This is a genomic window from Ruegeria sp. YTSC002, from assembly GCF_059609845.1.
Genome location: NZ_JBXWML010000005.1, coordinates 244,633 through 269,617, shown reverse-complemented (window position 1 = coordinate 269,617; position 24,985 = coordinate 244,633). Strand labels below are relative to the sequence as shown.

Genomic DNA, 24,985 nt, shown 5'->3' with positions numbered 1-24,985 from the left:
TCACGTGAAACATTCGAAGTTTGATGTCATCGTCATCGGCGCAGGTCACGCCGGAACCGAGGCTGCTCATGCATCAGCCAGAATGGGCGCAACAACTGCGCTGGTAACGCTGTCTGCAACCGACATTGGCGTCATGTCCTGCAATCCGGCGATTGGCGGTTTGGGGAAGGGCCATCTTGTGCGTGAGATTGACGCTTTGGATGGCGTCATGGGGCGCGTGGCGGATCAGGCGGGCATTCAGTTTCGTTTGTTGAACCGTCGAAAAGGGCCCGCCGTTCAGGGGCCGAGAGCGCAGGCGGATCGCGCCCTTTATCGTCATGCCATGCAACAGGTAACGGAGAAACAGGATAACCTGTCCGTCGTTGTCGGAGAGGTTGTCGATTTCCTGATGAACGGCAAAAAGGTTGCAGGTGTTGTTCTTTCCGATGGATCAGAAATTTCAGCGCGCGCCGTTATCCTGACGTCCGGTACGTTTTTAAGGGGCGTCATCCATATCGGTGACGTGTCTCGCCCAGGTGGGAGAATGGGGGATCGGCCTTCCATCAAGCTGGCCGAGCGGTTGGATGGATACGATCTTCCCATGGGGCGATTGAAAACCGGCACACCGCCGCGTCTGGATGGACGAAGCATTGATTGGTCCGATCTTGAAAGGCAGGACGGCGACGATGAGGCAACCCTGTTTTCTTTCATGTCGAAAACCGTTGTCGCGCCCCAGATTTCTTGCGGAATTACGCATACAAATGCGCGAACACATGAGATCATTGCGGCGAATCTTTCGAAATCTGCCATGTATGGTGGTCACATCGATGGGGTAGGCCCGCGTTATTGCCCCTCGATCGAAGACAAGATCGTACGCTTTGCGGACAAGGAATCGCATCAAATCTTCCTCGAGCCCGAAGGGGTCAACGATCACACGATCTATCCGAACGGTATATCGACGTCATTGCCGCAAGACGTTCAGCTTGACTATGTGCGATCGATTAAGGGTCTGGAGAATGCAGAGATTCTGCAACCGGGATATGCGATCGAATACGACTATGTTGATCCGCGCGTCCTGAGCGCTTCTTTGTGCTTGCCAGCTATTCCCGGACTATATCTAGCGGGTCAGATAAATGGAACCACAGGATATGAGGAAGCCGCGGCTCAGGGCATGGTGGCCGGCCTCAATGCGGCGTTGGAGACCCAAGGGCGGGAACCCATCCATTTTACGCGATCCGACAGTTACATTGGCGTGATGATCGATGATTTGACAACTCGAGGAGTTGCCGAACCTTACCGCATGTTCACGTCACGCGCGGAATTCCGGCTATCCCTGCGCGCCGACAATGCCGACCAACGGCTGACACCGCTTGGTTTGGAATTGGGGTGTGTCGGACAGGAGCGTAAAGTTCAGTTCGAAGAAAAAATGCACCAACTTGAGAGTGTGAAGTCAAAGCTGACGGAACGGACTTATACGCCCAAGGAAGTTCTCGCCGCTGGTATAAACGTTAATCAGGATGGAAACCGTAGGGATGGGATGGCAATTCTGGCATTCCCCGATACTTCGTTTGAAGATTTGTTGCCCCTTGTTCCTGATTTACAAGACGTTGATCCAAAAATCCGCCTCCAGATCGAGCGGGACGCCTTGTATGCCAATTACATTGCCAGACAAAAGCGGGACGTCGAAGCAATGAAACGGGATGAGTCCTATGTCATCCCCCATGAGTTCGACTATTTTGCTTTGGACGGTCTGTCTTCGGAGATGAAACAGAAACTGTCGCAAGCCAAACCCGCAAATATCGCTCAGGCAAGCCGTGTTGAGGGGGTCACGCCCGCAGCGCTGACGCTTGTTCTGGCAAAACTGCGCCGGGATCAAAGAGCTCGCCAAGCATGATGGTTGATTATTCGAAGTTTGAGGACCTGAATGTTTCACGTGAAACATTCGAGCGCCTTGTAACCTATGTTGATCTGGTGAAACGTTGGAATCCTAAGATCAACCTTGTGTCGCGGAACAGCTTGGAGAATATCTGGGACCGGCATATTCTGGATTCCGTGCAAGTCTATCGGTGCGCTGACAGTTTTGACACCTGGGCGGACCTGGGAAGTGGCGGCGGATTCCCCGGTATGGTCTGCGCCATCATCGCTGCGGAAGAAAACCCAGGCGCCGCATTCAATATGATCGAGAGCGACCAGCGGAAATCGGCTTTCTTACGCAGCGTTGCGCGGGAATGCGGCATAAAATGCGCGGTGACTTCAAAACGGATTGAATCGGTTGATCCTTTGGCTGCTAGCATAGTTTCCGCCCGAGCACTGGCTGACTTGCGCACCTTGTTGTCCTTTTGTGACAGGCATTTACGCACCGACGGGACAGCGTTGTTGCCCAAAGGCGCAAATTGGAAAAAAGAGCTGGAAGACGCACGTGAGGAATGGAATTTCCAGGCTGAGGCGATTACAAGTTTAACTGAACCTCAAGCCGTTATCCTTAAGATAAATGGAGTATCACGTGGTTGATTTGTCTCGACCTTCAGGGCCTCGGATAATTGCTGTTGCCAATCAGAAGGGTGGGGTCGGGAAAACAACCACAGCTATCAATCTTGCCGCTGGATTGGCAGAGGCCGGTTGCAGAGTTCTGGTGGTTGATCTCGATCCACAGGGGAACGCGTCAACCGGTTTGGGTGTCGAAGATCGAGACTGGACAACTTATGATCTGATCCTCGACGACGCGCCATTGGAAGCCGTTGTTCAGGAGACTGAAATTGAAGGTCTTTTCGTTGTCCCGGCCACCGTTGATCTGAGTTCCGCCGATATCGAACTGATCTCAAACGAAAAACGCAGCTATCTTTTGCATGATGCTTTGCGGCAGACAGCCATAGACGCGTTTGAACTGGATTTCGTGCTTATCGACTGCCCGCCGTCCTTAAATTTGCTGACCGTGAATGCAATGGTCGCTTCGCATTCGGTGCTTGTGCCGTTGCAGAGCGAATTCTTTGCCCTTGAAGGCCTGTCGCAATTGATGCTGACGATTCGAGAGGTTCGTCAAACGGCGAATCCAGATCTGAGAATCGAAGGTGTTGTGTTGACCATGTATGACAACCGCAACAACTTGTCCCGCCAGGTTGAAAAGGACGCGCGTGACAATCTGGGTGAGATGGTTTTTAAAACCAAGATACCCAGAAATGTGCGGGTCAGCGAAGCGCCGTCATATGCGCTGCCTGTTTTGCAATATGACTCGGGCTCGCTTGGGGCCATGGCCTATCGGCATCTTGCTCGCGAGATCATGCACAAGAACAATAAGACCGCTGCCTGAGCGGGAACGAGGAGGGCGACATGAGCGCCAAGAAAGCAAAGTCCAGAGGTTTGGGGCGGGGCCTGTCTGCCCTAATGGCGGATGTGAATCCTGAATCGGAAGGTCGGATTCCAACGGATGCACGCAGACCTGATCTGAAAGTCCCGATTGAAAAACTGAAAGCCAACCCCAACCAGCCGCGCCGGACATTCATGCCCGAGCAGTTGGACGAGCTGGCAGCGTCGGTTAAGGAAAAAGGCATCATTCAGCCGTTGATCGTTCGCGCGACGGGTTCCGACGAATACGAAATCGTCGCGGGGGAACGCCGTTGGCGCGCGGCGCAGATGGCGCAGCTGCATGATATCCCGGTGATTGTACGTGATTTCGATGATACTGAAGTGTTGGAAGTTGCGATTATCGAAAACATCCAACGCGCGGATCTGAACGCTGTGGAAGAGGCCGCCGGCTACAAGCAGTTGATGGACCGGTTTGGTCACACACAGGAAAAGCTCGCCGAGGCCCTGGGTAAAAGCCGAAGCCATATCGCAAATCTTTTGCGGCTTCTGTCCTTGCCAATGGATGTGCAAACCCTTGTTATTGAAGGAAAATTATCCGCAGGCCACGCAAGGGCACTGATTACGGCGGAAAATCCTTCGGAACTTGCGAAACAGATCGTCAAGGATGGCTTGTCGGTGCGCGCGACCGAGGCTTTGGTCAAAAAACAGCAACAAGGCGGCGCTGAGCGTTCCGCACCTCGCGCCAGAAATCTGGATGCTGGAAAGGATGCAGACACACGTGCGTTGGAAAAAGACCTGTCCGCGATCCTGGCGATGAAAGTGTCGATCAATCACAAGGCCGGAACGGAAACAGGGCAAGTTGTTCTGACCTACGAAAACCTGGATCAGTTGGACGACTTGTGCGCCAAGCTCAGCCGTTAGGCCGTGACCAGATAAAGATCATGACGCCGCCCAGCACAACCGCCTGAATGATCAATACAAAAGGCGGTGCTGACAGCAAAACAGAGAGTCCGAAAACGGCGGCGATCGAGACGGTTGCCGCCCTTTTTGCGACCGGTCGAATGGCACCGGAGCTTTGCCAATCAAGAATCAATGGCCCAAAAAGGTTATGGGTCACAAGCCAATTGTGCAGCCGCGAGGATGAGCGGGCGAAGAAAAACGCGGCAAGCAGAAGAAAAGGCACAGTTGGAAGAAGGGGCAGGACAACCCCAACAGCCGCCATGGCAACACAAAGCAATCCCAGTCCGGCCCAAAGATACTGCATGCTCAGTCCAACAGCTCCCGGATGACTGCGTTCAATACGGCGCGCCCGTCTGATGTGGCGATGAGACGCCCGTTGCAACGCCGAACCATGTTGATGTCGGTCAGGTGATCTATGGCCTCAGAGGGAAGAGGGCGGCCAGAGAGGGCTTGCCACCTATCTATATCTAGCCCCTCAGCAATTCTCATACCCATCATAAGGTATTCATTTGCCTGATCTTCAAGTGGCAACGCGCTGCGGTTCTTTTCACCATTGCCTTGATTGGCGGCATCAAGCCAACGCTGGGGGTTCAGATGCGTTTCGGTCGCGTATTTCTGACCATTCAGGGTAATCCTCCCATGGGCACCGGGGCCGATGCCGACATAATCGCCGTACCGCCAGTATATCAGGTTGTGCTGCGATTCTGCGCCCGGGCGTGCATGGTTCGAAACTTCATAGGCCGGCAAGCCATGTGCTTCGCATATTTCCTGAGTGACCAGATACATGTCGGCGGCACTGTCATCTTCGGGCAGGCCGCGTAACTTACCTAGGGCATACCGATCCCCAAAGGCCGTCCCGTCTTCGATCGTCAATTGATAGAGCGACAGGTGATCTATGGCCATCGACAGCGCTTCGGTCAGTTCTGTACGCCAGGCGTCCAGCGTCTGGTGTTGGCGCGCATAGATCAGGTCAAAGCTGACCCGGTTGAAACAGGTGCGGGCGATGTCAAAGGCGGCGCGTGCTTCTGCCACGGTGTGGATGCGGCCCAGTCGCCTGAGATCTTCGTCATTCATCGCCTGAATGCCCATCGAAACCCGGTTCACGCCCGCATCGCGATAGGCGGCGAACCGTCCGGCCTCGACCGAACCGGGATTGGCCTCGAGGGTGACTTCCATGTCATTGGCGGGCCGCCACAGGGCGCGGGCGGTGTCGATCACGGCAGCCACGGTCTCGGGTGCCATCAATGACGGAGTACCGCCGCCAAAGAAGATCGTGTTCAGAACCCGGTCGGGCGTTTCGGCAGCAGATCGGTGAAGCTCGGATAGATAGGAGTTAAGCCATTGTTTTTGATCAATATTTTTGGAAACATGGCTGTTGAAGTCGCAATAGGGGCACTTGGCCTCGCAAAAGGGCCAATGCACGTACAGGCCAAAGCCCCCGTTGCGCCAATCATCCGCCAAAGCAGCCTTTCACGAACATTTCCACCGCGCGACCGCGATGGCTGATCTTGTTCTTTTCCCAGCGATCCATTTCGGCAAAGGTAATGTCATATCCTTCGGGGACAAACATCGGGTCATAGCCGAACCCGTCCTTGCCACGAATCGGCCAGACCAGATGACCGGGCGCGACGCCTTCGAACACTTCGTCGTGCCCGTCGGGCCAGGCCAGAACCAGTGTGCAGCGGAATTGGGCCGTGCGCGGATGCGGCGCGTTTTTTGCTTCGAGCTCATCATGGGCGCGGGTCATGGCCATCAGAAAATCGCGCCCGTTGCCGGTTTCTGCCCAATCGGCGGTGTAAACACCCGGTGCGCCGTTCAGCGCATCGATCGTGATCCCGGAATCGTCCGACAAAGCGGGCAGGCCGGTGGCTTTGGCGGTCGCATGGGCCTTGATCCGCGCATTGCCGACAAAGGTGTCCTCGGTCTCTTCGGGTTCTGGCAGGTTCAGTTCGCCGGCACCGACGACTGTCACGCCGAAGGGCTCGAGCAGATGCGCCATCTCCTCGAGCTTGCCTTTGTTGTGGGTGGCGACCAGCAATCTGTCGCCGTCGAACTTGCGGGTCATGCGGTGGCGGCCTTTTGCGCGGCCGCCAGTTCCGACACGCCTTTTTCCGCCAGATCCATCAGTTGATCCATTTGGGCGCGGCTGAAGACCGAGCCTTCGGCGCTCATCTGTACTTCGATCAGTTTGCCGGATCCGGTCATGATGAAGTTGCCATCTACGCCTGCTTCGCTGTCTTCGGGGTAATCAAGGTCCAGCACCGGCTGACCTGCATAAATACCACAGGACACAGCCGCGACCGGATCAACCAGCGGGTCCGAGATCACATCGCCGGCCTTCATCAACTTGTTCACCGCCAGCCGCAGCGCGACCCAGCCGCCGGTGATCGAGGCGCAGCGGGTGCCGCCATCGGCCTGGATCACATCACAGTCCACGGTGATCTGACGCTCACCCAGGGCAACCCGATCAACGCCGGCGCGCAGGGCGCGGCCGATCAGGCGCTGGATTTCGACCGTACGACCCCCCTGTTTGCCCGCGGCCGCCTCGCGCCGCATCCGCGTATTGGTGGCACGAGGCAACATGCCGTATTCGGCTGTGACCCATCCCAGGCCCGAGCCCTTGATAAACGGCGGCACGCGATCGTCGATCGTGGCGGTGCACAAAACATGCGTGTCGCCCATTTTGATCAGGCAGGAACCTTCGGCATGTTTCGTGACTCCCGTCTCGATTGAAACGGCGCGCATTTCACTTAAATCTCTTCCAGAGGGTCGCATCGGAATTCCTTTGTTTGCTGGGTTGGGGATAACGCCCCGCAGCGTTACGATGCAACCCCGATTGACCTTTCATTTGCCTGCTATTTAATGACAAGCGAGCAGGGGAACACGGATGAGCGAAGCGAGCAAGATACTGGACGAGATGAACGACCGGTCACGAGAAGTGTTCCGGCTGATTGTCGAGAGCTATCTGGAAAGCGGAGAGCCCGTCGGCAGCCGTACTTTGACACGTACGTTGTCCGAAAAAGTCAGCGCCGCAACTGTCCGCAATGTGATGCAGGATCTGGAGTTTCTGGGCCTTCTGGACAGCCCCCATGTCAGCGCCGGTCGAATCCCGACGCAGCAAGGTCTGAGAATGTTTGTGGACGGATTGCTTGAGGTCGGCGACCTGGGTGCAGATGACCGGCAGAAACTGGAACAGACATTAGGCTCTAACACGGGTGATGTTGGTGGAATGCTGGACCGTGTCGGGTCTGCCTTGTCAAACGTGACACAAGGGGCCTCGCTGGTTTTGACGCCCAAGCATGAATCGGAAATCAAACATATCGAATTTGTTTCTCTGGGCCATGACCGGGCTTTGGTGGTTTTGGTTTTCTCGGACGGACATGTGGAAAACCGGCTGTTCACGCCGCCGCCCGGGCAAACTCCCAGTTCAATGCGCGAGGCCGCGAATTTCCTGAACGCACTTATCGAGGGGCGGACACTCAGCGAAGTGCGGCGGCAGATGCAGACTCAGATCGATGCGCGTAAGCAGGAAATCGACACTCTGGCGCGTGAGATGGTCGAAAGCGGAATGGCCGTTTGGGACGGAGATGGAAGCGACTCGGCCCGTTTGATCGTGCGCGGGCGCGCGAATCTTTTGAACGAACCCGGTCAGGCCGAGGAACTTGACCGCATCCGCACCCTGTTCGATGACCTTGAACGCAAGCGAGACATCGCCGAATTCCTTGAATTGACCGAAGAAGGCGAGGGTGTGCGCATTTTTATCGGCTCTGAGAACAAACTTTTCTCACTTTCGGGTTCCTCTTTGGTGGTGTCTCCTTATATGAACGCTGATCGAAAGATAATCGGTGCGGTTGGGGTTATCGGACCCACCCGTCTGAATTATGGGCGGATCGTACCGATCGTGGACTATACGGCGCAACTGGTCGGCAAGCTGATATCCGACCGGAGCTAGAGGGTAAAAGATGGCAGAGCCGAAGAACGAAGATTTTCTGGACGATATCGCAACCGCCGAGGCCGAGGAACTGGCCGACGAGCTGATGGATATCAGCGAAGAAGAACTGGAACTGGACGCGCTGCGGGCCGAACGGGATGACTATAAAGACAAGTTCATGCGCGCGCTGGCGGATGCTGAAAACATGCGCAAGCGCAGCGACAAGGCGCGTCGCGATGCGGAACAGTATGGCGGGTCCAAGCTGGCCCGCGATATGCTGCCCGTCTATGACAACATGAAACGGGCCCTTGATGCTGCGACTGATGAGCAGAAAGAAGTGGCTGCTGGTCTGCTGGAAGGCGTCGAACTGACCATGCGTGCATTGAAGGACGTGTTCCACAAGCATGGTATCGAAGTGATCACGCCCGAAGTGGGCGACCGGTTTGATCCGAACGTGCACGAGGCCATGTTCGAGGCGCCTGTTCCCGGAACCAAGGCAGGAGACATCATTCAGGTGTCCGCCGAAGGTTTTATGTTGCACGATCGCCTGCTGCGTCCGGCACAGGTGGGCGTGTCGTCAACCCCGGCAAGCTGATACGCGCCCCTTGGGCGCGTGCCTTCGGCGAGAGTATTTGGGAAAAGATGAAGGGGCGGTCAGGATCTGGCCGCCTCTTTCAGTTTGTAGATCAGATCCAAGGCTTCGCGCGGGGTCAGCTCGTCCGGTAGGATCTGGTCCAGCATATCGGTGACGGGCGATGCTTTCGGGACCGGCGGCGGCGGGGGTGGTGCGGCGGAAAACAGCGGCAGATCATCGATCAACGCCTTTTGTTTGCCGCCCTCGCGCTCGGTCTTCTCCAGCTGGTTCAGTACCACACGCGCGCGCTCGACCACGGATGCGGGCAGCCCGGCCAATTGCGCGACCTGCACGCCATAGGAGCGGTCGGCGGCGCCCTTGTGGACCTCGTGCAGGAAGATCACCTCGCCGTCCCATTCCTTGACCGCGACGGTGGCGTTTTCGACGCCCTCCAGCTTGCCGGCCAGCGCGGTCAGCTCGTGGTAATGGGTGGCGAACAGGGCGCGGCAGCGGTTGGCGGCGTGAAGATGCTCCAGCGTGGCCCAGGCGATGGACAACCCGTCATAGGTGGCGGTGCCACGACCGATCTCATCGAGGATCACCAGCGCCCGGTCATCGGCCTGGTTTAGGATGGCCGCGGTTTCCACCATCTCGACCATGAAGGTCGATCGGCCGCGCGCAAGGTCGTCAGAGGCGCCCACGCGGCTGAACAGCTGGCTGACCACGCCGATATGAGCCTGCTCGGCCGGGACGTAGCTGCCCATCTGGGCCAACAGGGCGATCAACGCATTCTGGCGAAGGAAGGTTGATTTACCCGCCATGTTCGGGCCGGTCAGCAGCCAGATGGCGGCGCCGTCCTCGGCGCCGAGGTCGCAGTCATTGGCGATGAAGGCATCGCCGCTTTGCTGGCGCAGCGCGTGCTCTACCACCGGATGCCGACCGCCCTGAACGCTGAACGCCCGGGACGCGTCTACCTGTGGTCTGCACCAGTTTTCACTGCGGGCCAGATCTGCCAGCGCGGTGGTCATATCCAGTTCGGCCAACCCTCGGGCGGCTTGATTAAGTCGCGCAGCGAGGCTCAAAATCTCATCAGAAAGCCTTTGATAGAGCCGCTTTTCGATCTCCAATGCCAGGTTGCCGGCATTCAGGATGCGGGTTTCGATCTCGCTGAGTTCAACCGTGGTGAAGCGCACCTGGTTGGCGGTGGTCTGACGGTGGATATAGGTCTCGGAAAAGGGCGGGTTCAGCATCTTCTCGGCGTGGGTGGCCGTGGTTTCGATGAAATAGCCCAAAACGTTGTTGTGCTTGATCTTCAACGAAGCGATGCCGGTATGTTCCGCATATTTCTGCTGAAACCCGGCAATGACCGAGCGGCCTTCGTCGCGCAGGGTGCGGGCCTCGTCCAGTTCGGCGTCGAAACCCGGCGCGATGAAGCCGCCATCGCGCGCCAGCAGCGGCGGGTCGGCGACCAGCGCCTGATCCAGCAGGTCGAGCAGATCGTCAAAGCCCACGAGATTCTGCACCGCAGTCGCCAGCAGCACGGGCAGGTCCTGACCTTCGCAGATCTCGGCAATTGCCTGCGCCTGCGCCAGACCGTTGCGGATGGCGGCCAGATCGCGCGGGCCGCCTCGGTCCAGCGACAGGCGAGACAGGGCGCGGTCCAGATCCGGCGTTTTCCGCAATGCTTCACGCAGGTCTGACGCGACAAGACTGTATTCGGCCGCAAAGCTCACTGCGTCCAGTCGGGCGTGAATGACATCCAGATTGCGTGAGGGGCTGGACAGGCGTTGCTCAAGCAAACGCGCACCGCCCGGGGTCACGGTTCGATCGACTACCGAAAGCAATGAACCGGCACGCCCGCCAGCCAGGGACCGGGTCAGCTCCAGATTGCGGCGCGTTGCAGCGTCGATCTGTACAACGCGGTCTTCGGATTCCTTCAGTGGCGTTTGCAACAGGGGCAGTTTACCCTTCTGTGTGATCTCCAGATAGTCGATCAGCGCGCCCATCGCGGACACTTCGGCGCGTCCAAAGCTTCCGAAAGCATCCAGCGCACCCACGTGAAACAACCCGCAGATGCGTTTTTCAGCCGCCGTGCTGTCAAAACTGGCCCGCCCGACAGGGGTGATGGAAATACCCAAGTCACGGACCGGCTCGTTCAGTTTGTCTTGCATGCCATCAGCCACGATCAGTTCCGACGGCGCCAGTCGGGCCAGCTCGGGGCTCAGCCGGACCGAGGTCAGCGGCATCACGTGGAACGCCCCGGTCGAAATGTCGGCCCAGGCCAGCGCGGCCTCATCCCGGACTTCGGCATAGGCGGCCAGAAAGTTGTGGCGGCGGGCTTCCAACAGCGCGTCTTCGGTCAGGGTGCCGGGGGTGACAAGGCGCACGACATCACGCTTTACGACTGATTTAGAGCCTCTTTTCTTGGCCTCGGCCGGGCTTTCCATCTGCTCGCAGACAGCCACGCGAAAGCCCTTGCGGATCAGCGTCAGCAGGTAGCCCTCGGCGGAATGCACCGGCACTCCGCACATCGGAATGTCTTCGCCATTGTGCTTGCCACGTTTTGTCAGGGCGATGTCCAGCGCCTCGGCGGCGTTGACGGCGTCTTCAAAAAACATCTCATAGAAATCGCCCATGCGGTAAAACAGCAGGGCATCCGCGTGGGCCTCTTTGATTTCCAGGTATTGCGCCATCATCGGCGTGACATTGGACAAGGCTGCTCCCCTCTGGCGTATTCCGGCGCGACCTTACAAACCCGGCCCCTGCGACGAAAGGTGAAAACGTATTGTCGTTGAGACGCGCCTTTGCCTGCGCTATGAGGCAAAAGCCCAACAGATGTAAAGAAACGACATATCCGATGCCCAAAGCGAAGATCACCAAAGAAGAGGCGCTGGCCTTTCACCTCGACCCGACCCCCGGCAAGTGGGAGGTGCAGGCAACCGTCCCGATGACCACGCAGCGGGATCTTTCGCTTGCCTACAGCCCGGGTGTGGCCGTTCCATGTGAAGCAATCGCCGAGAACCCAGAAACCGCCTATGACTATACCAACAAGGGCAACCTGGTGGCCGTTATCTCGAACGGGACGGCGGTGCTGGGGCTTGGCAACCTTGGCGCGCTGGGCTCGAAACCGGTGATGGAGGGGAAATCCGTTCTGTTCAAACGGTTCGCCGACGTGAACTCGATCGATATCGAGCTGGATACAGAAGACCCGGATGAGTTCTGCCGCGCGGTTCGACTGATGGGGCCGACCTTCGGCGGGATCAACCTGGAAGACATCAAGGCGCCCGAGTGTTTCATCATAGAACAGCGCCTTAAGGAAGAGATGGACATCCCCGTCTTTCACGACGACCAGCACGGCACGGCGGTGATCTGTGCGGCGGGGCTGATCAACGCGCTGCATATTTCGGGCAAGAAGATCGAGGATGTGAAGATCGTTCTGAACGGGGCCGGTGCGGCAGGGATCGCCTGTATTGAACTGCTCAAATCCATGGGCGCGCGGCACGAGAACTGTATCGTCTGTGACACCAAGGGCGTGATCTACCAGGGCCGGACCGAGGGCATGAACCAGTGGAAGTCGGCCCATGCGATCACCACGGATCTGCGTACTCTGGAAGAGGCCATGAAGGGCGCGGACGTCTTTCTTGGTGTTTCGGTCAAGGGCGCGGTCACGCAGGAGATGGTCGCAAGCATGGCCGACAATCCGGTGATCTTTGCCATGGCCAACCCCGATCCGGAAATCACCCCGGAAGAGGCGCACGAGGTCCGCGTGGACGCCATCGTGGCGACCGGGCGCAGCGACTATCCCAACCAGGTCAACAACGTTCTGGGCTTTCCCTATTTGTTCCGCGGCGCGCTGGACATTCACGCGCGTGCCATCAATGACGAGATGAAGATCGCCTGTGCCCATGCACTGGCCAATCTGGCGCGCGAAGACGTACCGGATGAGGTCGCGATGGCTTATGGCAAATCGCTGACCTTCGGGCGCGACTACATCATTCCCACGCCGTTTGATCCGCGCCTGATCCACCGTATTCCGCCCGCTGTTGCCAAGGCGGGGATGAATACCGGCGCGGCCCGCCGTCCGATCATCGACATGGATGCGTATGAGCTGAGCCTGAAGTCCAGGATGGACCCGACCGCAAGCATTCTGCGCGGGCTGAACGCCCGGGCGCGACAGGCGCAAGGCCGCATGATTTTTGCCGAGGGCGATGACCCCCGCGTGCTGCGTGCGGCGGTCATGTATCAGCGCTCGGGCTTCGGAAAGGCGCTGGTCGTTGGTCGCGCCGATGACGTCAAAATCAAACTTGAGGCTGCCGGGCTCGGAGATGCTGTGCGTGAGCTGGAGGTGGTGAACGCCGCCAACACCACTCACCTCGATACCTATAAGGAATTCCTCTATAAACGCCTGCAACGTAAGGGGTTTGACCGCAAGGATATCCACCGTCTGGCCGCGCGCGACCGACATGTGTTTTCGTCTCTGATGCTGGCACATGGGCATGGCGATGGTCTGGTTACGGGCGCAACCCGGAAATCAGCGCATGTGTTGGATCGGATCAATCACGTCTTTGACGCGGATGCGGCCCATGGCGCTGCTGGAGTCACGGCATTGCTGCACAAGGGCCGGATCGTCCTGATAGGTGATACGCTGGTTCACGAATGGCCGGATGAGAATGATCTGGCCAATATCGCCGAGCGCGCAGCCGCCGTTGCCCGCCATATGGGTCTGGAGCCGCGCGTTGCTTTCGTCAGCTTCTCGACCTTTGGCTATCCGGTGTCGGAACGTGCGGAAAAAATGCATGTCGCCCCGGAAGTTCTGGACGGACGTGGTGTGGATTTCGAATACGAAGGCGAGATGACCGTCGATGTTGCCCTGAACATGGATCAGCAGGAAGCTTATCCATTCTCGCGCCTGACCGGTCCTGCGAACATTCTGATCGTTCCCGCGCGGCATTCGGCCAGCATCTCGACCAAGCTGATGCAGGAAATGGGCGGTGCCACCGTGATCGGGCCGATCCTGTCGGGTGTCGACAAGCCGATTCAGATTTGCTCGACCGTCTCGACAGCGAACGATATTCTGAACATGGCCATTCTGGCCTCGTGCGACATCGGATAAACCATGACGATCTGGAACCTCGGCTCGATCAACGCGGATATGGTCTATGACCTGCCGCATCTGCCTGCGCCGGGGGAAACTCTGGCCGCCCACGGGCTGGATCGGTTCCTTGGTGGAAAAGGTGCCAATATGTCAGTGGCGGCTGCGCGGGCCGGATCGCGCGTCAGCCATATCGGTGCCGTCGGGCATGATGGCCGCTGGGCGAAGGACCGACTGACGGAATATGGCGTGGACACACGCTATATCTCGGAGGCGGATCTGCCGACGGGGCACGCGATTATTGCGGTGGACGCCGAGGGCGAGAATCTGATCATCCTCTATCCGGGGGCCAACCATGCCTTGGATATCAGCCATCTTGGGCAGGCCCTGTCATCAGCAAGCACCGGTGATCTGCTGATCTTGCAGAATGAAACCAACGCACAGGTCGAAGCCGCGCAGTTGGGGCGCAAACTTGGACTGACCGTGTGTTACGCCGCCGCACCGTTTCAGGCACAGGCGGTTCAGGCGGTTCTGCCCTATCTGGATTTCCTGATCCTGAACGAGATCGAGGCCGAACAATTGCGGCAGGAAACCGGGATGGGTGCGGCTGACCTGCCCGTGCGACATGTCATTGTCACGCTGGGTTCAAAAGGTGCCCGGTATTTGCAGCAGGGCAATGACCCGGTGGAATTTTCAGCACACAAGGTTCAGGCCGTGGATACCACCGGGGCAGGTGATACATTTACCGGCTACGTGCTGGCTGGAATGGATCGCGGAATGCCGATGGAACAGGCCATTCTGCAAGCGAACCGCGCCGCTGCCCTGATGGTCACGCGGCACGGAACCGCGGATGTCATTCCCGATCTGAGAGAAGTGCGCGACGCGACCTTCGATTAAGACCCGGCGAAAGGCGCATCTGAACCCCAAAGCTGTTTGACACGCGCGTCACGGCCACAGGCTTTGCGATATGCTTTATAGGCGTTGTGCTGACGTTTGGGTCCAAAGCGGGTAAGGATCAGCTTGTTCCCTTTGTAGTAATCCTGATGATAGGCCTCGGCAGGGTAAAACGTGCCCGCCTTCAGGATCGGGGTGACAACATTTTGACCCAGGGCTCGTTGTGCTTCTTTCTTCGCCTGTTCAGCCAACGCTTTTTCGCCTGTGTTAGAGACGAAAATTGCGGTTCGATAGCTGTCGCCCCGATCGCAGAACTGGCCGCCGGCGTCCGTCGGATCAACCGAGCGGAAGAACATGTTCAGAAGCGTTTCACGTGAGACGCGGGCCGGGTCAAAAGTGATCTGAACTGCTTCATAATGGCCGGTGCCACCTTTGGAGACCTGATCATAGGTGGGGTTGGCCGATTTGCCGCCGGTATAGCCCGACACGGCCCCGACAACGCCCGGTACAGATTCAAAATCGGACTCGACACACCAGAAACAGCCTCCTGCAACTGTCAGCGTTTCGGCCTCTGCCGCGGGGGCAGGCAGGGCGCGCAACATCATCGCAAGTGTGATCAGGGCAAACAAAATGGCCGGTTTGAAGGCGTCCAGATAAGCAGTCCGTGACATGTCGGGTCTCCTTTCGGCACCAAGGTGACCCGAACCCGGATGACATTCAATTGCCTGACATCTGATGTCACGGGCTGGTGAGGCAAGTTTATCGGCGCCGGATGTCGGTGGAACACCTTGCGCCGAGCCGTCTTGGCGGTGGGACAGGGTGCCCCGGCGGGGGGCAGTCCGCGATGAACCTGCTTTCGGCTTAACCCAGGAACTGCCCCAGTTTCATCGCAACGCCCATATTGCCCGAGATTTTGAGCTTGCCCAAAGCGACACCTGTTATCGGGTTCAGTTTTCCGGTCAAAAGCTTGGTCAGGTTGTCCTGCGAGATGCGGATCGTGCAATCCGTTTCCTGATCCTGTGTCGATGCCTGACTGTCGGCCAGAACAATCACGCCGTCCTCGCCACAATCGAATTTCAATGAGCCGTCAAAGGTTTTGCCGTTCAGGCCTTTTTGAATTTCGTCGGCGATATGCTGAAGCATCCGGGTTCCTTTCGCAGTTTCCGAATGCGTAAAGCGTCAGGTATCGAACAGGCAAGGCTGACCCAACTGGAACTTCCGATCACGATGCGCCAAGGCTCTGAACGGTTCGTGCGCAAGGCTCGCCGTCGTAGAAAGCATCAAGAACGGCCTGAAACTCTGCCGGAGCATCTGCCACCGAGGAAAACAATGTCATCGAAGAGCGAAGCTTTTTTGCGTCAATCCCGCCCAGAATGTCGCTGGCGTCGCGCCCCTGATGCAGCAACATCAACGAGGCCGCTTGTGTCAGACGGCGGCGCAGTACGGGGTGGTTCAGATAGCGCGTGGCTTCGTCCAGATCTTCGATACCGTAAAGCTGCGCCATATGGGACTGGCCCAGCTCGGCCAGTTGCGGAAACACGAACCACACCCAGTGGCTGGTTTTCTGCCCCTGTTCCAGTTCGCGCAGGACATCGGCCCAAACCGTGTCCTGCGCCTCGATGAACATATCGAGTTCGTCGTCGTTATCGTCTTCGTCGATCACTTGGACAAACGCTTGTCGCGTGCGGCCAGCAGTTTCAGACGCAGCGCGTTCAGCTGGATGAAGCCTGCCGCGTCGGTCTGATCATAAGCACCTGCATCTTCTTCAAAAGTGACATGCGCCTCGGAATACAGCGAGTGATCTGACCAGCGGCCCACGGTCGAGGCCAGACCCTTGTACAGCTTCACCCGTACGGTGCCGGTGACATGTTCCTGGCTCTTGTCGATGGCGGCTTGCAGCATCTCACGTTCAGGTGAGTACCAGAAGCCGTTGTAGATCAGTTCCGCATATTGCGGCATCAACTGGTCCTTCAGGTGCATCGCGCCGCGGTCCATGGTGATGGATTCGATGCCGCGATGCGCCTCAAGCAGGATGGTGCCGCCGGGCGTCTCATAGATACCGCGCGATTTCATGCCCACGAAACGGCCTTCCACAAGGTCCAGACGGCCAATGCCGTGCTTGCCGCCATATTCGTTCAGCTTGGTCAGGATGGTGGCCGGGCTCATCGCCTCGCCATTGATGCTGACCGCGTCGCCTTTTTCAAAGCCGATCTCGATGAACTCCGGCTCGTTCGGGGCGTCCTCGGGGTGGACGGTGCGCTGATAGACATAGTCGGGCGCCATATCCGCAGGATCTTCCAGAACCTTTCCTTCGGACGAGGTGTGCAGCAGGTTGGCATCGACCGAGAAGGGCGCCTCGCCGCGCTTGTCCTTGGCGATCGGGATCTGGTTCTGTTCCGCAAATTCCAGCAACTTGGTGCGGCTGGTCAGGTCCCACTCGCGCCAGGGTGCGATCACTTTGATATCGGGGTTCAGCGCATAGGCCGCCAATTCGAACCGCACCTGATCGTTGCCCTTGCCGGTCGCACCATGTGCCACGGCGTCAGCACCGGTGGCTTCGGCGATTTCGACCAGACGTTTCGAAATCAGGGGGCGCGCAATGGACGTGCCCAGAAGGTACAGACCCTCGTACTGCGCATTGGCGCGGAACATCGGGAAGACGAAATCGCGCACGAATTCTTCGCGGATGTCCTCGATATAGATGTTCTCGGGCTTGATCCCCAGCAGCTCGGCCTTTTTGCGAGCAGGCTCCAGTTCCTCACCCTGACCCAGATCGGCGGTGAAGGTAACGACCTCACAACCATACTCGGTCTGCAGCCATTTCAGAATGATCGAGGTATCAAGGCCACCGGAATAGGCCAGAACAACTTTCTTGGGCGCGGACATCTGACTTCCCTTTATGCGTAGAACGATTGGCCCCTAGCGGGTTTTGCGCGCGGGGGCAAGTTGTGAGGATTGACGCAGTACCTGAATTGGGGTGAAACGGGTGCAGAGAATAACAAGCATTGGTTGAAGGGGCGGTTTCAAATGTTGGGATGGCAGATTTTCTTGCATTCTGTGCGGATGGTATTTGGAAACATCAAGCAGGTGCTACAGATTGCGGTTGGCCCTGCCCTGATTGCGACGATCATCATCGTGGGCGTGTTCTTGGCGCTTGGTATTCCGCTTGAGGCACTTGAAGACAACGCAGGCGCGTTGCCGTCAGGTGCAACCGCAGGTTCAGTATTTGTTTTTGTGGTCGTTTTGCTGGCGGTAATGTCCGTCACGATGTTCTGGATTGCGGTGTCATGGCACCGCTTCATCCTGTTGGAGGAGTATCCCACGGGAATACTCCCGACATTCCGCTTCGACAGGATTCTTGCCTATTTCGGTCGCTTTCTGATGTTGGGGATTTTGATGGTGATCGCTTATATCCCCATGGGTCTGGTCGCTGCTGCACAAGGCGAAGGTCTTGCGGGGCTTTGGTTCATTCTGATGATTGTTTACACCGTTTTTCTGGTCGTGTGCTTCTATCGCCTGTCAATTATTCTGCCCGCGGCGGCGATAGGAAATCCCATATCGATCGGTGAGGCATGGAACAACACATCCGGGGTCAGCGGTGCAATCTTGTTGCTGCTACTCGTCGCCCTCCTTTTCCAGATTCTGGTGCAGCTGGCTTTCGCCCTTCTGGCAATAATACCTGTGCTGGGCGTATTGCTGACCGTGTTCTTTGGCACGCTCATTCTGCCGATGATCAATGTCAGTATCCTGACCACGATGTACGGAATCTTCATCGAAAAACGCGAACTGTCCTGAGCGGCGTACACATATGTATTCCTTGCCCTTATCGCGATGATGGGGCAGGGAAATCGACATGACTGATTTCTTGACCTGCGCCCGCGCTGCCGAACAGGCGATGCGCACCGTGTTTCCGGCAACACCGTTGCAACGGAATGCCCATTTGTCTGACCGTTATGGGGCCGATATCTGGCTCAAGCGCGAAGACCTCAGCCCAGTGCGGTCCTACAAGATCCGTGGTGCGTTCAATGCCATGCGCAAGCAGCAGGGGCAGGACCTGTTCGTCTGTGCCAGTGCTGGCAACCACGCGCAGGGCGTGGCGTTCATGTGCAAGCATCTGGACGTGCGCGGCGTGATCTTCATGCCGGTGACGACGCCGCAGCAAAAAATTCAAAAGACCCGCATCTTCGGCGGCGACAATATCGAGATTCACCTCACCGGCGACTATTTCGATGACACGCTGGCTGCTGCCCAGGCGTGGTGCACACAGCAGGGCGGGTATTTTCTGTCTCCGTTTGACGACGTGGATGTCATTGAAGGCCAGGCATCATTGGCGGTCGAGATCGAAGAGCAAATGGGCGGTGTGCCGGATCACGTCGTTCTGCCGGTTGGTGGTGGGGGCATGTCCTCGGGCGTGGCCACGTGGTTCGGGGATCGCAGCCATTGTCTGTTTGTCGAACCGGCCGGAGGTGCCTGTTTGCGCGCTGCGCTGGCCGCGGGGCACCCTGTTTCGCTGGATCATGTGGATACCTTCGTCGATGGCGCTGCGGTCGGCCGTATCGGCGAGAAACCGTTCGAACTGCTGAAATCTCGCCATCTGTCGGACGTACTGGTTCTGTCCGAGGACCGAATCTGCACCACCATGATCGAGATGCTGAATGTCGAAGGCATTGTTCTTGAGCCCGCTGGCGCGCTGGCGATCGAAGCGGTGGGTGATATCCAAAGTTTTGTACGGGGCAAAACCGTGGTCTGTGTAACGTCGGGCGGCAATTTCGATTTCGAGCGCCTGCCCGAGGTCAAAGAACGCGCCCAACGCTATTCCGGAGTGAAGAAGTATTTCATCCTGCGCCTGCCGCAGCGCCCCGGCGCGTTGAAAGAGTTTCTGGGTATTCTCGGCCCCGAGGACGATATCGCCCGCTTTGAATACATGAAAAAATCGGCCCGCAATTTCGGTTCGGTCCTGATCGGGATTGAAACCCGCAAGCCTGAGAACTTCATGCGTCTGTTTGCGCATCTGGATGAGGCAGGGTTCACCTACACCGATATAACCGAAGACGAAACGCTGGCGCAGTTCGTGATTTAATCCAGATTCTGGCGCAGCTCAGCCTCGAACTTCTGTTTCGAACTGTCAAATACGGCCAGAATAGCGGGCAGATCGACATCCTCGCCCTGACCCGCGGCCGCCTGCCGTTCGCCGTCCTGACAGAGTTTCGAAAACTGGTCGAATCCAAGACTGAGCGCGCTGCCCTTCAGGAAATGCAGATTCTGTTCCAGTTCGGACCGGCTTGTATCCTGATGCAAGCGGGCGATGACCTCCTGCACTTCTTCCAGAAAGATGTCGACCACCTCATCAAACTCATCCGGGCCAACCTCGTCCCGCAATTGTCGGACTCTGCCCCAGTGGATCATACTGCGTCACCTGCCGTTGAACATGCGTTTTCAGGAATAGGCAACACCAGTAAAAACCGGGTTAACAGCCCAGCGGGATTGCGGCCTTCGGTCTTCACCGGATGTTAAAACCGTCGCTACTAGGATCGCCCTGTGTGAATGAACGCATCAGGTCAGAGGGTAAATGGTACCAAGGGCGAGTCTTAAGGAAACCAGATCAGATCTGGATTTCGGCGCGATCCGTAAGGTGCTGGTGGTTGATGACAGCCGTCTGCAGCGGCGCATCCTGGTCGCATCGCTCAGAAAATGGGGCTTTGAGGTGGTTGAGGCCGATACGGGCGATGCCGCCCTGGCGCATTGTCTGGACGATCCGCCCGATCTTGTTCTCAGCGATTGGGTCATGCCGGGGATGAGCGGGCTTGAGTTCTGCAATGCGTTTCGCGCCCTGGATTGCGATCAATATTGTTATTTCATCCTCCTGACTTCCAAAAGTGAAAAGCAGGAGGTTGCGCGCGGGCTGGATGCCGGGGCAGACGATTTTCTGATCAAACCCCTTGAGGCGGATGAATTGCGGGCGCGCATATCCGCAGGCGCGCGCATTCTGGACATGCAGCGCGAGCTTTCGCAGAAAAACCGCCTGATTGAATCCGCGCTGGAAGAACTCAGGCTGGCGCATGACGCGATCGACAAGGACCTCATGCAGGCCCGTAAAATCCAGGAATCGCTGGTTCCGGAGTTTACGCGGAGCTTTGGAAAATCCCGGGTCAGCCTGTTGTTGAAACCCTGCGGCCATATCGGTGGGGACCTTGTTGGCATGTTCTCGCCCGGGGTCAATCGGCTGGGGTTCTACAGCATAGATGTATCCGGGCATGGCATCACCTCGGCCATGATGACGGCGCGTCTGGGCGGTTATCTTTCCAGCAAGCATTTCGATCAAAACGTCGCAATGGAGAAGAGGTTCAACAAATTCTACGCTCTGCTGCCTCCGGAAGACGTCGCAAGCATGCTCAATTCCCGATTGATGGCGGATGAAGGGATCGAGGAATATTTCACGATGGTCTACGCCATTGTGGATCTTCGAAACGGGCATCTCAAGATGGTGCAGGCCGGGCATCCGCACCCGCTTCTGCTGCGGCAGGATGGCAGCACTGAATTTCTGGGTGATGGCGGGTTGCCGATCGGGCTGATCGAAGACGCGAGCTTTCAGCAAATCGAGATTCACATGAAACCCGGCGACAAACTGTTGGTGTACTCGGACGGGTTTACCGAATGTCAGCTTGCCGAAGGCGGTTTGCTGGAGGAAGACGGTTTGCGAGAGATGGCCCAGCAGTGCATTTCTGAAAAGGGCGGGTCAGAGTTTCTGGACGACATGTTCTGGCGATTGACCCAGGAGATTTCGCCCAAAGATGGCATTGGGGATGACGTATCCGCCGTTTTCTTTGAATATAACGGGCCTTAAAGCGAACTGAGATGCAATTCCGCAAAGTGCCGGTCACCGTCATTGCCCAGTAATTCAACGGCATCGGCGGCTTCCATCCACAATGCTTCGTGGAATGCCTCGGTCGGCGGGCCTTTGCGGCGTACGGGACGGGCGCGGTAGATCAGGCAGACCTTTTCGGCCCACAGATCGTATTCGGGCATATAGGTGAACCGGCGAAAAGCGCCGACGCGACGCGGGTTGGCGACGTGCCACCCGGTTTCTTCATAGACTTCGCGATGCAAGGCCGAAATCGGTGATTCGCCCGGATCGATGCCTCCACCCGGCAATTGCAGATCCGGGCCCGGCTCGGTCTGACAGGTCAACAGCAACTGGCCGCCTCGTGGCAAAAGGGCGTATACGCCAACCCTTCGGGTGTATTTCCGCCCCGTCTCGGGGGTTTCACCGAACCGCCTGATCATGTATGGCCCCTTACAACCCGATCTGTACGACCTATATGGTGCCGGTATGCCAACCTGTGGCGTGTAAGGAAACCCCATGTCTCTTGGAACAAAAATCGCGTGGGACGATACCGTCCTGCCCTTTCAACTTGATGCATCCGACATGCGCGGCCGCGTGGCCCGTCTGGATGGCGTGCTGGATGGCATCCTGAAACAGCATGACTATCCTGAACAGGTCGAGGCGCTTGTGGCCGAGATGGCCTTGCTGACCGCGTTGATCGGCCAAACGGTTGCGCTGCGCTGGAAATTGTCGTTGCAGGTGCAGTCCAAAGGGGCGGTCCGCATGATCGCCACCGACTATTATGCGCCGCAGGAAGAGGGCCAGCCCGCTCAGATTCGGGCTTATGCCAGCTTTGACCGGGACCGGCTTTCCAATTCCGCGCCTTTCGATCAGGTGGGCGAAGGGTATTTTGCCATCATGATCGATCAGGGCGGGGGCACGCAGCCGTATCAGGGCATCACTCCGCTGGCCGGTGGATCGCTGAGCGCCTGCGCCGAGTCGTATTTTGCGCAATCCGAACAGCTGCCGACGCGGTTCTCGCTGAGCTTCGGCAAATCGACCGAGCCGGGCGTTGTCGAGCATTGGCGTGCTGGCGGCATCATGCTGCAACACATGCCCAAAGCGTCGCCTTTTGCCGCGTCGGGCGAAGGAACCGGTGACATCCTGACCGCTGCCGATCTGGTCGACGGCGAAGAAGGTGAAAACTGGGGTCGCGTCAATATCCTGCTGGATACCGTCGAGGATTTGGAGATGATCGGCCCCTCTGTTGCGCCGACCGACCTTCTGGTTCGCCTGTTTCACGAGGAACAGCCGCGTGTCTATGATGCGCAATCTGTGCAATTTGGCTGCACCTGTTCCGAGGATCGCGTGCGACAGAGCCTGTCGATCTATTCGGCCAAGGATATCGAAAAGATGACCACGCCCGAGGGCCAGGTCACCGCGGATTGTCAGTTCTGCGGGGCTCATTATGTATTGGACCCGGCCACTGTCGGGTTCGACGCCGAAGACACCAAAGGTGCATGACCCGGTTGAAAAGATCGGGGCGGCCCTGCGCCGCCCCGGTCACGGGTCCAGCGATTTTGATCTGAACCCGGATACCGTTCTGCCGCCTGGACGACGGTTGCGGCCCGCCGGTGTTCTGGTGGCCATTTCCCTGGCTGATGACACACCGCAGGTCATCCTGACCAAACGCTCATCCGCATTGAAGCATCACCCGGGCCAGATCGCCTTTCCCGGCGGCAAACAGGACGAAACCGATGCCGATGTTACGGCTGCGGCGCTGCGGGAAGCTGAGGAAGAGATCGGCCTGCCCCCGGAAATGCCCGAGATCCTGGGATTTCTGCCGACGCACGAGACCGTGACATCGTTCACTGTGACACCGGTTGTCGCGGTTTTGCGGGACAGGTTCCATCCCGTGCCTGAACCCGGCGAAGTGGACGAAGTTTTCTCGACCCCCCTTGCTCATCTTTTGAATCCTGAGAATTATCTGGTCGAGTCGCGCCGATGGCGCGGCCAGAGACGCAGATATTACGCAGTTCCGTACGGCCCCTATTACATTTGGGGCGCGACCGCCCGCATATTGCGCGGGCTTGCAGCACGGGTGAATGAATGATGCTGATTGACGAGCCATGGATTAGTGAACCAGCGACCCAAAAAGTCTGTTCGGCCCTGACCTCATCCGGGGCTCAGGCGCTTTTCGTGGGTGGCTGCGTGCGCAACGCGCTGCTTGGCGCACCAGTGTCGGATATCGACATTGCCACCGATGCAAAGCCCGGGCAGATCGTCGAATTGGCGCAGGCTGCAGGGCTCAAGGCCATTCCGACCGGCATCGAGCACGGTACGATCACAGTGGTCAGCGCGGGCATCCCGCACGAGGTCACGACCTTCCGCCGTGACGTGGAAACCGATGGCCGGCGCGCGGTCGTGGCGTTTTCCGATCACGTCGAAGAAGACGCGGCGCGACGGGATTTCACCATGAATGCGCTCTACGCCCAACCCGATGGCACCGTGCTGGACCCGCTTGGAGGTCTTCCCGACCTAGAGGCCCGGTTGGTGCGGTTTATCGGAACCGCCGAGAACCGCATTCGCGAAGACTATCTCCGCTCGCTTCGCTACTTTCGTTTTCACGCCTGGTACGGGGATCCGGATGGCGGTTTCGACCCCGATGCGCTGGCCGCCATCGGTGCCAATCTTGACGGGCTGGAGTCTTTGTCGCGTGAGAGGGTCGGGGCAGAACTGCTGAAATTGCTGGCATCGCCTGATCCGGCTCCCGCCGTTGCGACCATGCGCAGTACCGGTGTTCTGGCCCGGGTGTTGCCGGGAGCGGACGACCGGTCTTTGGCCCCTTTGATCGCGCTGGAACGGGCGGCTGGTGCCGATCCCGATCCGGTGCGCCGTCTGGCAGCCATTGCCGCGCCCGAGGATGCCGCGACATTGCGGTTGAGCCGTTCGCAGTTGCAACGCCTGACCAGGATGCGTGAAGAGGCACAGGCCGAAACCAGTATAGCTGAACTGGGATACCGCTATGGCGACGAAGGCGGATTGCACGAGACGCTTTTGCGCTGCGCCTTTCTGGAACAACCCTGGTCCGAAGATTTGCGGCGCGATCTGCATGCAGGCGCAGCAGCGCGTTTCCCTGTCCAGGCCAGGGACCTGATCCCCAACTTCACAGGCCCGGCGCTGGGCAAGAAGCTGGCCGAGCTGGAAAAACGCTGGATCGCATCCGGTTTTGCGCTGTCTCGCGAAGAGTTGCTGGCGCATTAGTGCGAAGTCTCAAAAAGGGATGACAACATTGATCCTTTGTGCTTAGGTGCGCCTGTTACATGGATGGAGGACTGCGAATGTATTACGGGATCTGGTTCGGCTAAAGCCGGGACACTTGCCCCGTAAAGGGTGGTGTTCAGGCGCCATCTTTCTTCGCACGTCTTT

General features: G+C 58.0%; 25 protein-coding genes. 14 read left to right on the top strand and 11 right to left on the bottom strand.

The genetic code is table 11. From position 1 onward, the window contains the following. Positions 1-4: 4 nt before the first annotated feature. From mnmG to AC2FFD_RS12585, 4 genes are read left to right on the top strand one after another with little or no spacing between them, the layout of a single operon-like run. Positions 5-1,873, top strand: coding sequence for a tRNA uridine-5-carboxymethylaminomethyl(34) synthesis enzyme MnmG (mnmG, locus tag AC2FFD_RS12600; protein ID WP_496873213.1), 1,869 nt, complete (start codon positions 5-7; stop codon positions 1,871-1,873). Next, positions 1,873-2,490: a 16S rRNA (guanine(527)-N(7))-methyltransferase RsmG gene (gene rsmG / locus AC2FFD_RS12595; protein ID WP_257600886.1), complete on the top strand. Its 618-nt coding sequence runs from the start codon at positions 1,873-1,875 to the stop codon at positions 2,488-2,490. The genes mnmG and rsmG overlap by 1 nt, the downstream gene beginning before the upstream one ends. After that, a complete protein-coding gene (locus AC2FFD_RS12590) occupies positions 2,483-3,286 on the top strand; it encodes a ParA family protein (RefSeq protein WP_306977794.1) in 804 nt (267 codons plus the stop codon). The genes rsmG and AC2FFD_RS12590 overlap by 8 nt, the downstream gene beginning before the upstream one ends. A gap of 20 nt (positions 3,287-3,306) precedes the next feature. Next, positions 3,307-4,203: a ParB/RepB/Spo0J family partition protein gene (locus AC2FFD_RS12585; RefSeq protein ID WP_496873212.1), complete on the top strand. Its 897-nt coding sequence runs from the start codon at positions 3,307-3,309 to the stop codon at positions 4,201-4,203. Here the strand turns inward: AC2FFD_RS12585 and AC2FFD_RS12580 are convergent. From AC2FFD_RS12580 to rph, 4 genes are read right to left on the bottom strand one after another with little or no spacing between them, the layout of a single operon-like run. Next, the gene (locus AC2FFD_RS12580; protein WP_170345838.1) at positions 4,193-4,546 is read right to left on the bottom strand and encodes a YbaN family protein; all 354 of its coding nucleotides are present in this window, start codon (positions 4,544-4,546) and stop codon (positions 4,193-4,195) included. The genes AC2FFD_RS12585 and AC2FFD_RS12580 overlap by 11 nt on opposite strands. Before the next feature lie 2 nt (positions 4,547-4,548). After that, positions 4,549-5,703: a radical SAM family heme chaperone HemW gene (gene hemW, locus AC2FFD_RS12575; RefSeq protein ID WP_496873211.1), complete on the bottom strand. Its 1,155-nt coding sequence runs from the start codon at positions 5,701-5,703 to the stop codon at positions 4,549-4,551. Further along, positions 5,693-6,307: an RdgB/HAM1 family non-canonical purine NTP pyrophosphatase gene (gene rdgB, locus AC2FFD_RS12570; protein WP_496873210.1), complete on the bottom strand. Its 615-nt coding sequence runs from the start codon at positions 6,305-6,307 to the stop codon at positions 5,693-5,695. The genes hemW and rdgB overlap by 11 nt, the downstream gene beginning before the upstream one ends. Next, the gene (gene rph, locus AC2FFD_RS12565) at positions 6,304-7,017 is read right to left on the bottom strand and encodes a ribonuclease PH (protein ID WP_496873209.1); all 714 of its coding nucleotides are present in this window, start codon (positions 7,015-7,017) and stop codon (positions 6,304-6,306) included. Before rph ends, rdgB begins: the two co-directional genes overlap by 4 nt. A gap of 112 nt (positions 7,018-7,129) precedes the next feature. On the opposite strand from rph, the gene hrcA reads away from it, so the two are divergent. Then, positions 7,130-8,194: a heat-inducible transcriptional repressor HrcA gene (hrcA, locus tag AC2FFD_RS12560; protein ID WP_152459604.1), complete on the top strand. Its 1,065-nt coding sequence runs from the start codon at positions 7,130-7,132 to the stop codon at positions 8,192-8,194. Between the two features lie 10 nt (positions 8,195-8,204). Then, on the top strand, positions 8,205-8,768 hold the full coding sequence (locus AC2FFD_RS12555) for a nucleotide exchange factor GrpE (protein ID WP_170345834.1): 564 nt from the start codon (positions 8,205-8,207) through the stop codon (positions 8,766-8,768). A 59-nt stretch (positions 8,769-8,827) separates the two neighbouring features. On the opposite strand, the gene mutS is transcribed toward AC2FFD_RS12555, so the two are convergent. Further along, entirely contained in the window at positions 8,828-11,443 is a 2,616-nt protein-coding gene (mutS, locus tag AC2FFD_RS12550) for a DNA mismatch repair protein MutS (protein WP_496873246.1), read from the bottom strand. A gap of 161 nt (positions 11,444-11,604) precedes the next feature. Here mutS and AC2FFD_RS12545 point away from each other — a divergent pair, with 161 nt between their 5' ends. Continuing rightward, entirely contained in the window at positions 11,605-13,860 is a 2,256-nt protein-coding gene (locus tag AC2FFD_RS12545) for an NADP-dependent malic enzyme (protein ID WP_171206495.1), read from the top strand. 3 nt (positions 13,861-13,863) lie between these two features. Next, positions 13,864-14,736 carry a ribokinase gene (locus AC2FFD_RS12540; RefSeq protein WP_496873208.1) on the top strand — a complete coding sequence of 291 codons (873 nt, stop codon included), beginning with the start codon at positions 13,864-13,866 and terminating at the stop codon, positions 14,734-14,736. On the opposite strand, the gene msrA is transcribed toward AC2FFD_RS12540, so the two are convergent. From msrA to AC2FFD_RS12520, 4 genes are all read right to left on the bottom strand, one after another. Continuing rightward, entirely contained in the window at positions 14,733-15,404 is a 672-nt protein-coding gene (msrA, locus tag AC2FFD_RS12535) for a peptide-methionine (S)-S-oxide reductase MsrA (RefSeq protein ID WP_170345831.1), read from the bottom strand. The two genes, AC2FFD_RS12540 and msrA, sit on opposite strands and share 4 nt — an antisense overlap. 190 nt (positions 15,405-15,594) lie before the next feature. Beyond that, on the bottom strand, positions 15,595-15,876 hold the full coding sequence (locus tag AC2FFD_RS12530) for an SCP2 sterol-binding domain-containing protein (protein ID WP_496873207.1): 282 nt from the start codon (positions 15,874-15,876) through the stop codon (positions 15,595-15,597). A 79-nt stretch (positions 15,877-15,955) separates the two neighbouring features. Next, the gene (locus tag AC2FFD_RS12525; RefSeq protein WP_496873245.1) at positions 15,956-16,360 is read right to left on the bottom strand and encodes a DUF1810 domain-containing protein; all 405 of its coding nucleotides are present in this window, start codon (positions 16,358-16,360) and stop codon (positions 15,956-15,958) included. A gap of 32 nt (positions 16,361-16,392) precedes the next feature. Beyond that, a complete protein-coding gene (locus AC2FFD_RS12520; RefSeq protein WP_496873206.1) occupies positions 16,393-17,619 on the bottom strand; it encodes an argininosuccinate synthase in 1,227 nt (408 codons plus the stop codon). Positions 17,620-17,796: 177 nt separating this feature from the next. Between AC2FFD_RS12520 and AC2FFD_RS12515 the strand changes: the two genes are divergently transcribed. Next, positions 17,797-18,528, top strand: a complete 732-nt coding sequence (locus AC2FFD_RS12515) for a hypothetical protein (RefSeq protein ID WP_480685545.1) — start codon at positions 17,797-17,799, stop codon at positions 18,526-18,528. 58 nt (positions 18,529-18,586) lie between these two features. Further along, complete coding sequence (ilvA, locus tag AC2FFD_RS12510) at positions 18,587-19,813, top strand: threonine ammonia-lyase IlvA (protein ID WP_496873205.1); 1,227 nt, start codon at positions 18,587-18,589, stop codon at positions 19,811-19,813. Here ilvA and AC2FFD_RS12505 read toward each other — a convergent pair. Further along, positions 19,810-20,139 carry an Hpt domain-containing protein gene (locus AC2FFD_RS12505; protein WP_170345824.1) on the bottom strand — a complete coding sequence of 110 codons (330 nt, stop codon included), beginning with the start codon at positions 20,137-20,139 and terminating at the stop codon, positions 19,810-19,812. The two genes, ilvA and AC2FFD_RS12505, sit on opposite strands and share 4 nt — an antisense overlap. Positions 20,140-20,302: 163 nt before the next feature. On the opposite strand from AC2FFD_RS12505, the gene AC2FFD_RS12500 reads away from it, so the two are divergent. Further along, positions 20,303-21,577, top strand: coding sequence for a PP2C family protein-serine/threonine phosphatase (locus AC2FFD_RS12500; RefSeq protein ID WP_496873204.1), 1,275 nt, complete (start codon positions 20,303-20,305; stop codon positions 21,575-21,577). Here AC2FFD_RS12500 and AC2FFD_RS12495 read toward each other — a convergent pair. Beyond that, positions 21,574-22,017, bottom strand: coding sequence for an NUDIX hydrolase (locus tag AC2FFD_RS12495; protein WP_171364095.1), 444 nt, complete (start codon positions 22,015-22,017; stop codon positions 21,574-21,576). The two genes, AC2FFD_RS12500 and AC2FFD_RS12495, sit on opposite strands and share 4 nt — an antisense overlap. A 76-nt stretch (positions 22,018-22,093) precedes the next feature. On the opposite strand from AC2FFD_RS12495, the gene hslO reads away from it, so the two are divergent. Genes hslO through AC2FFD_RS12480 form a run of 3 tightly spaced genes read left to right on the top strand, consistent with a single transcriptional unit; the run spans position 22,094 to position 24,820 of the window. Next, positions 22,094-23,080 (top strand): Hsp33 family molecular chaperone HslO, encoded by a 987-nt coding sequence (gene hslO, locus AC2FFD_RS12490; RefSeq protein WP_496873203.1) that lies wholly within the window; start codon positions 22,094-22,096, stop codon positions 23,078-23,080. Further along, positions 23,073-23,669, top strand: a complete 597-nt coding sequence (locus tag AC2FFD_RS12485) for a CoA pyrophosphatase (protein WP_496873202.1) — start codon at positions 23,073-23,075, stop codon at positions 23,667-23,669. The genes hslO and AC2FFD_RS12485 overlap by 8 nt, the downstream gene beginning before the upstream one ends. After that, a complete protein-coding gene (locus AC2FFD_RS12480) occupies positions 23,666-24,820 on the top strand; it encodes a CCA tRNA nucleotidyltransferase (RefSeq protein ID WP_496873201.1) in 1,155 nt (384 codons plus the stop codon). The genes AC2FFD_RS12485 and AC2FFD_RS12480 overlap by 4 nt, the downstream gene beginning before the upstream one ends. Positions 24,821-24,985: the final 165 nt, after the last annotated feature.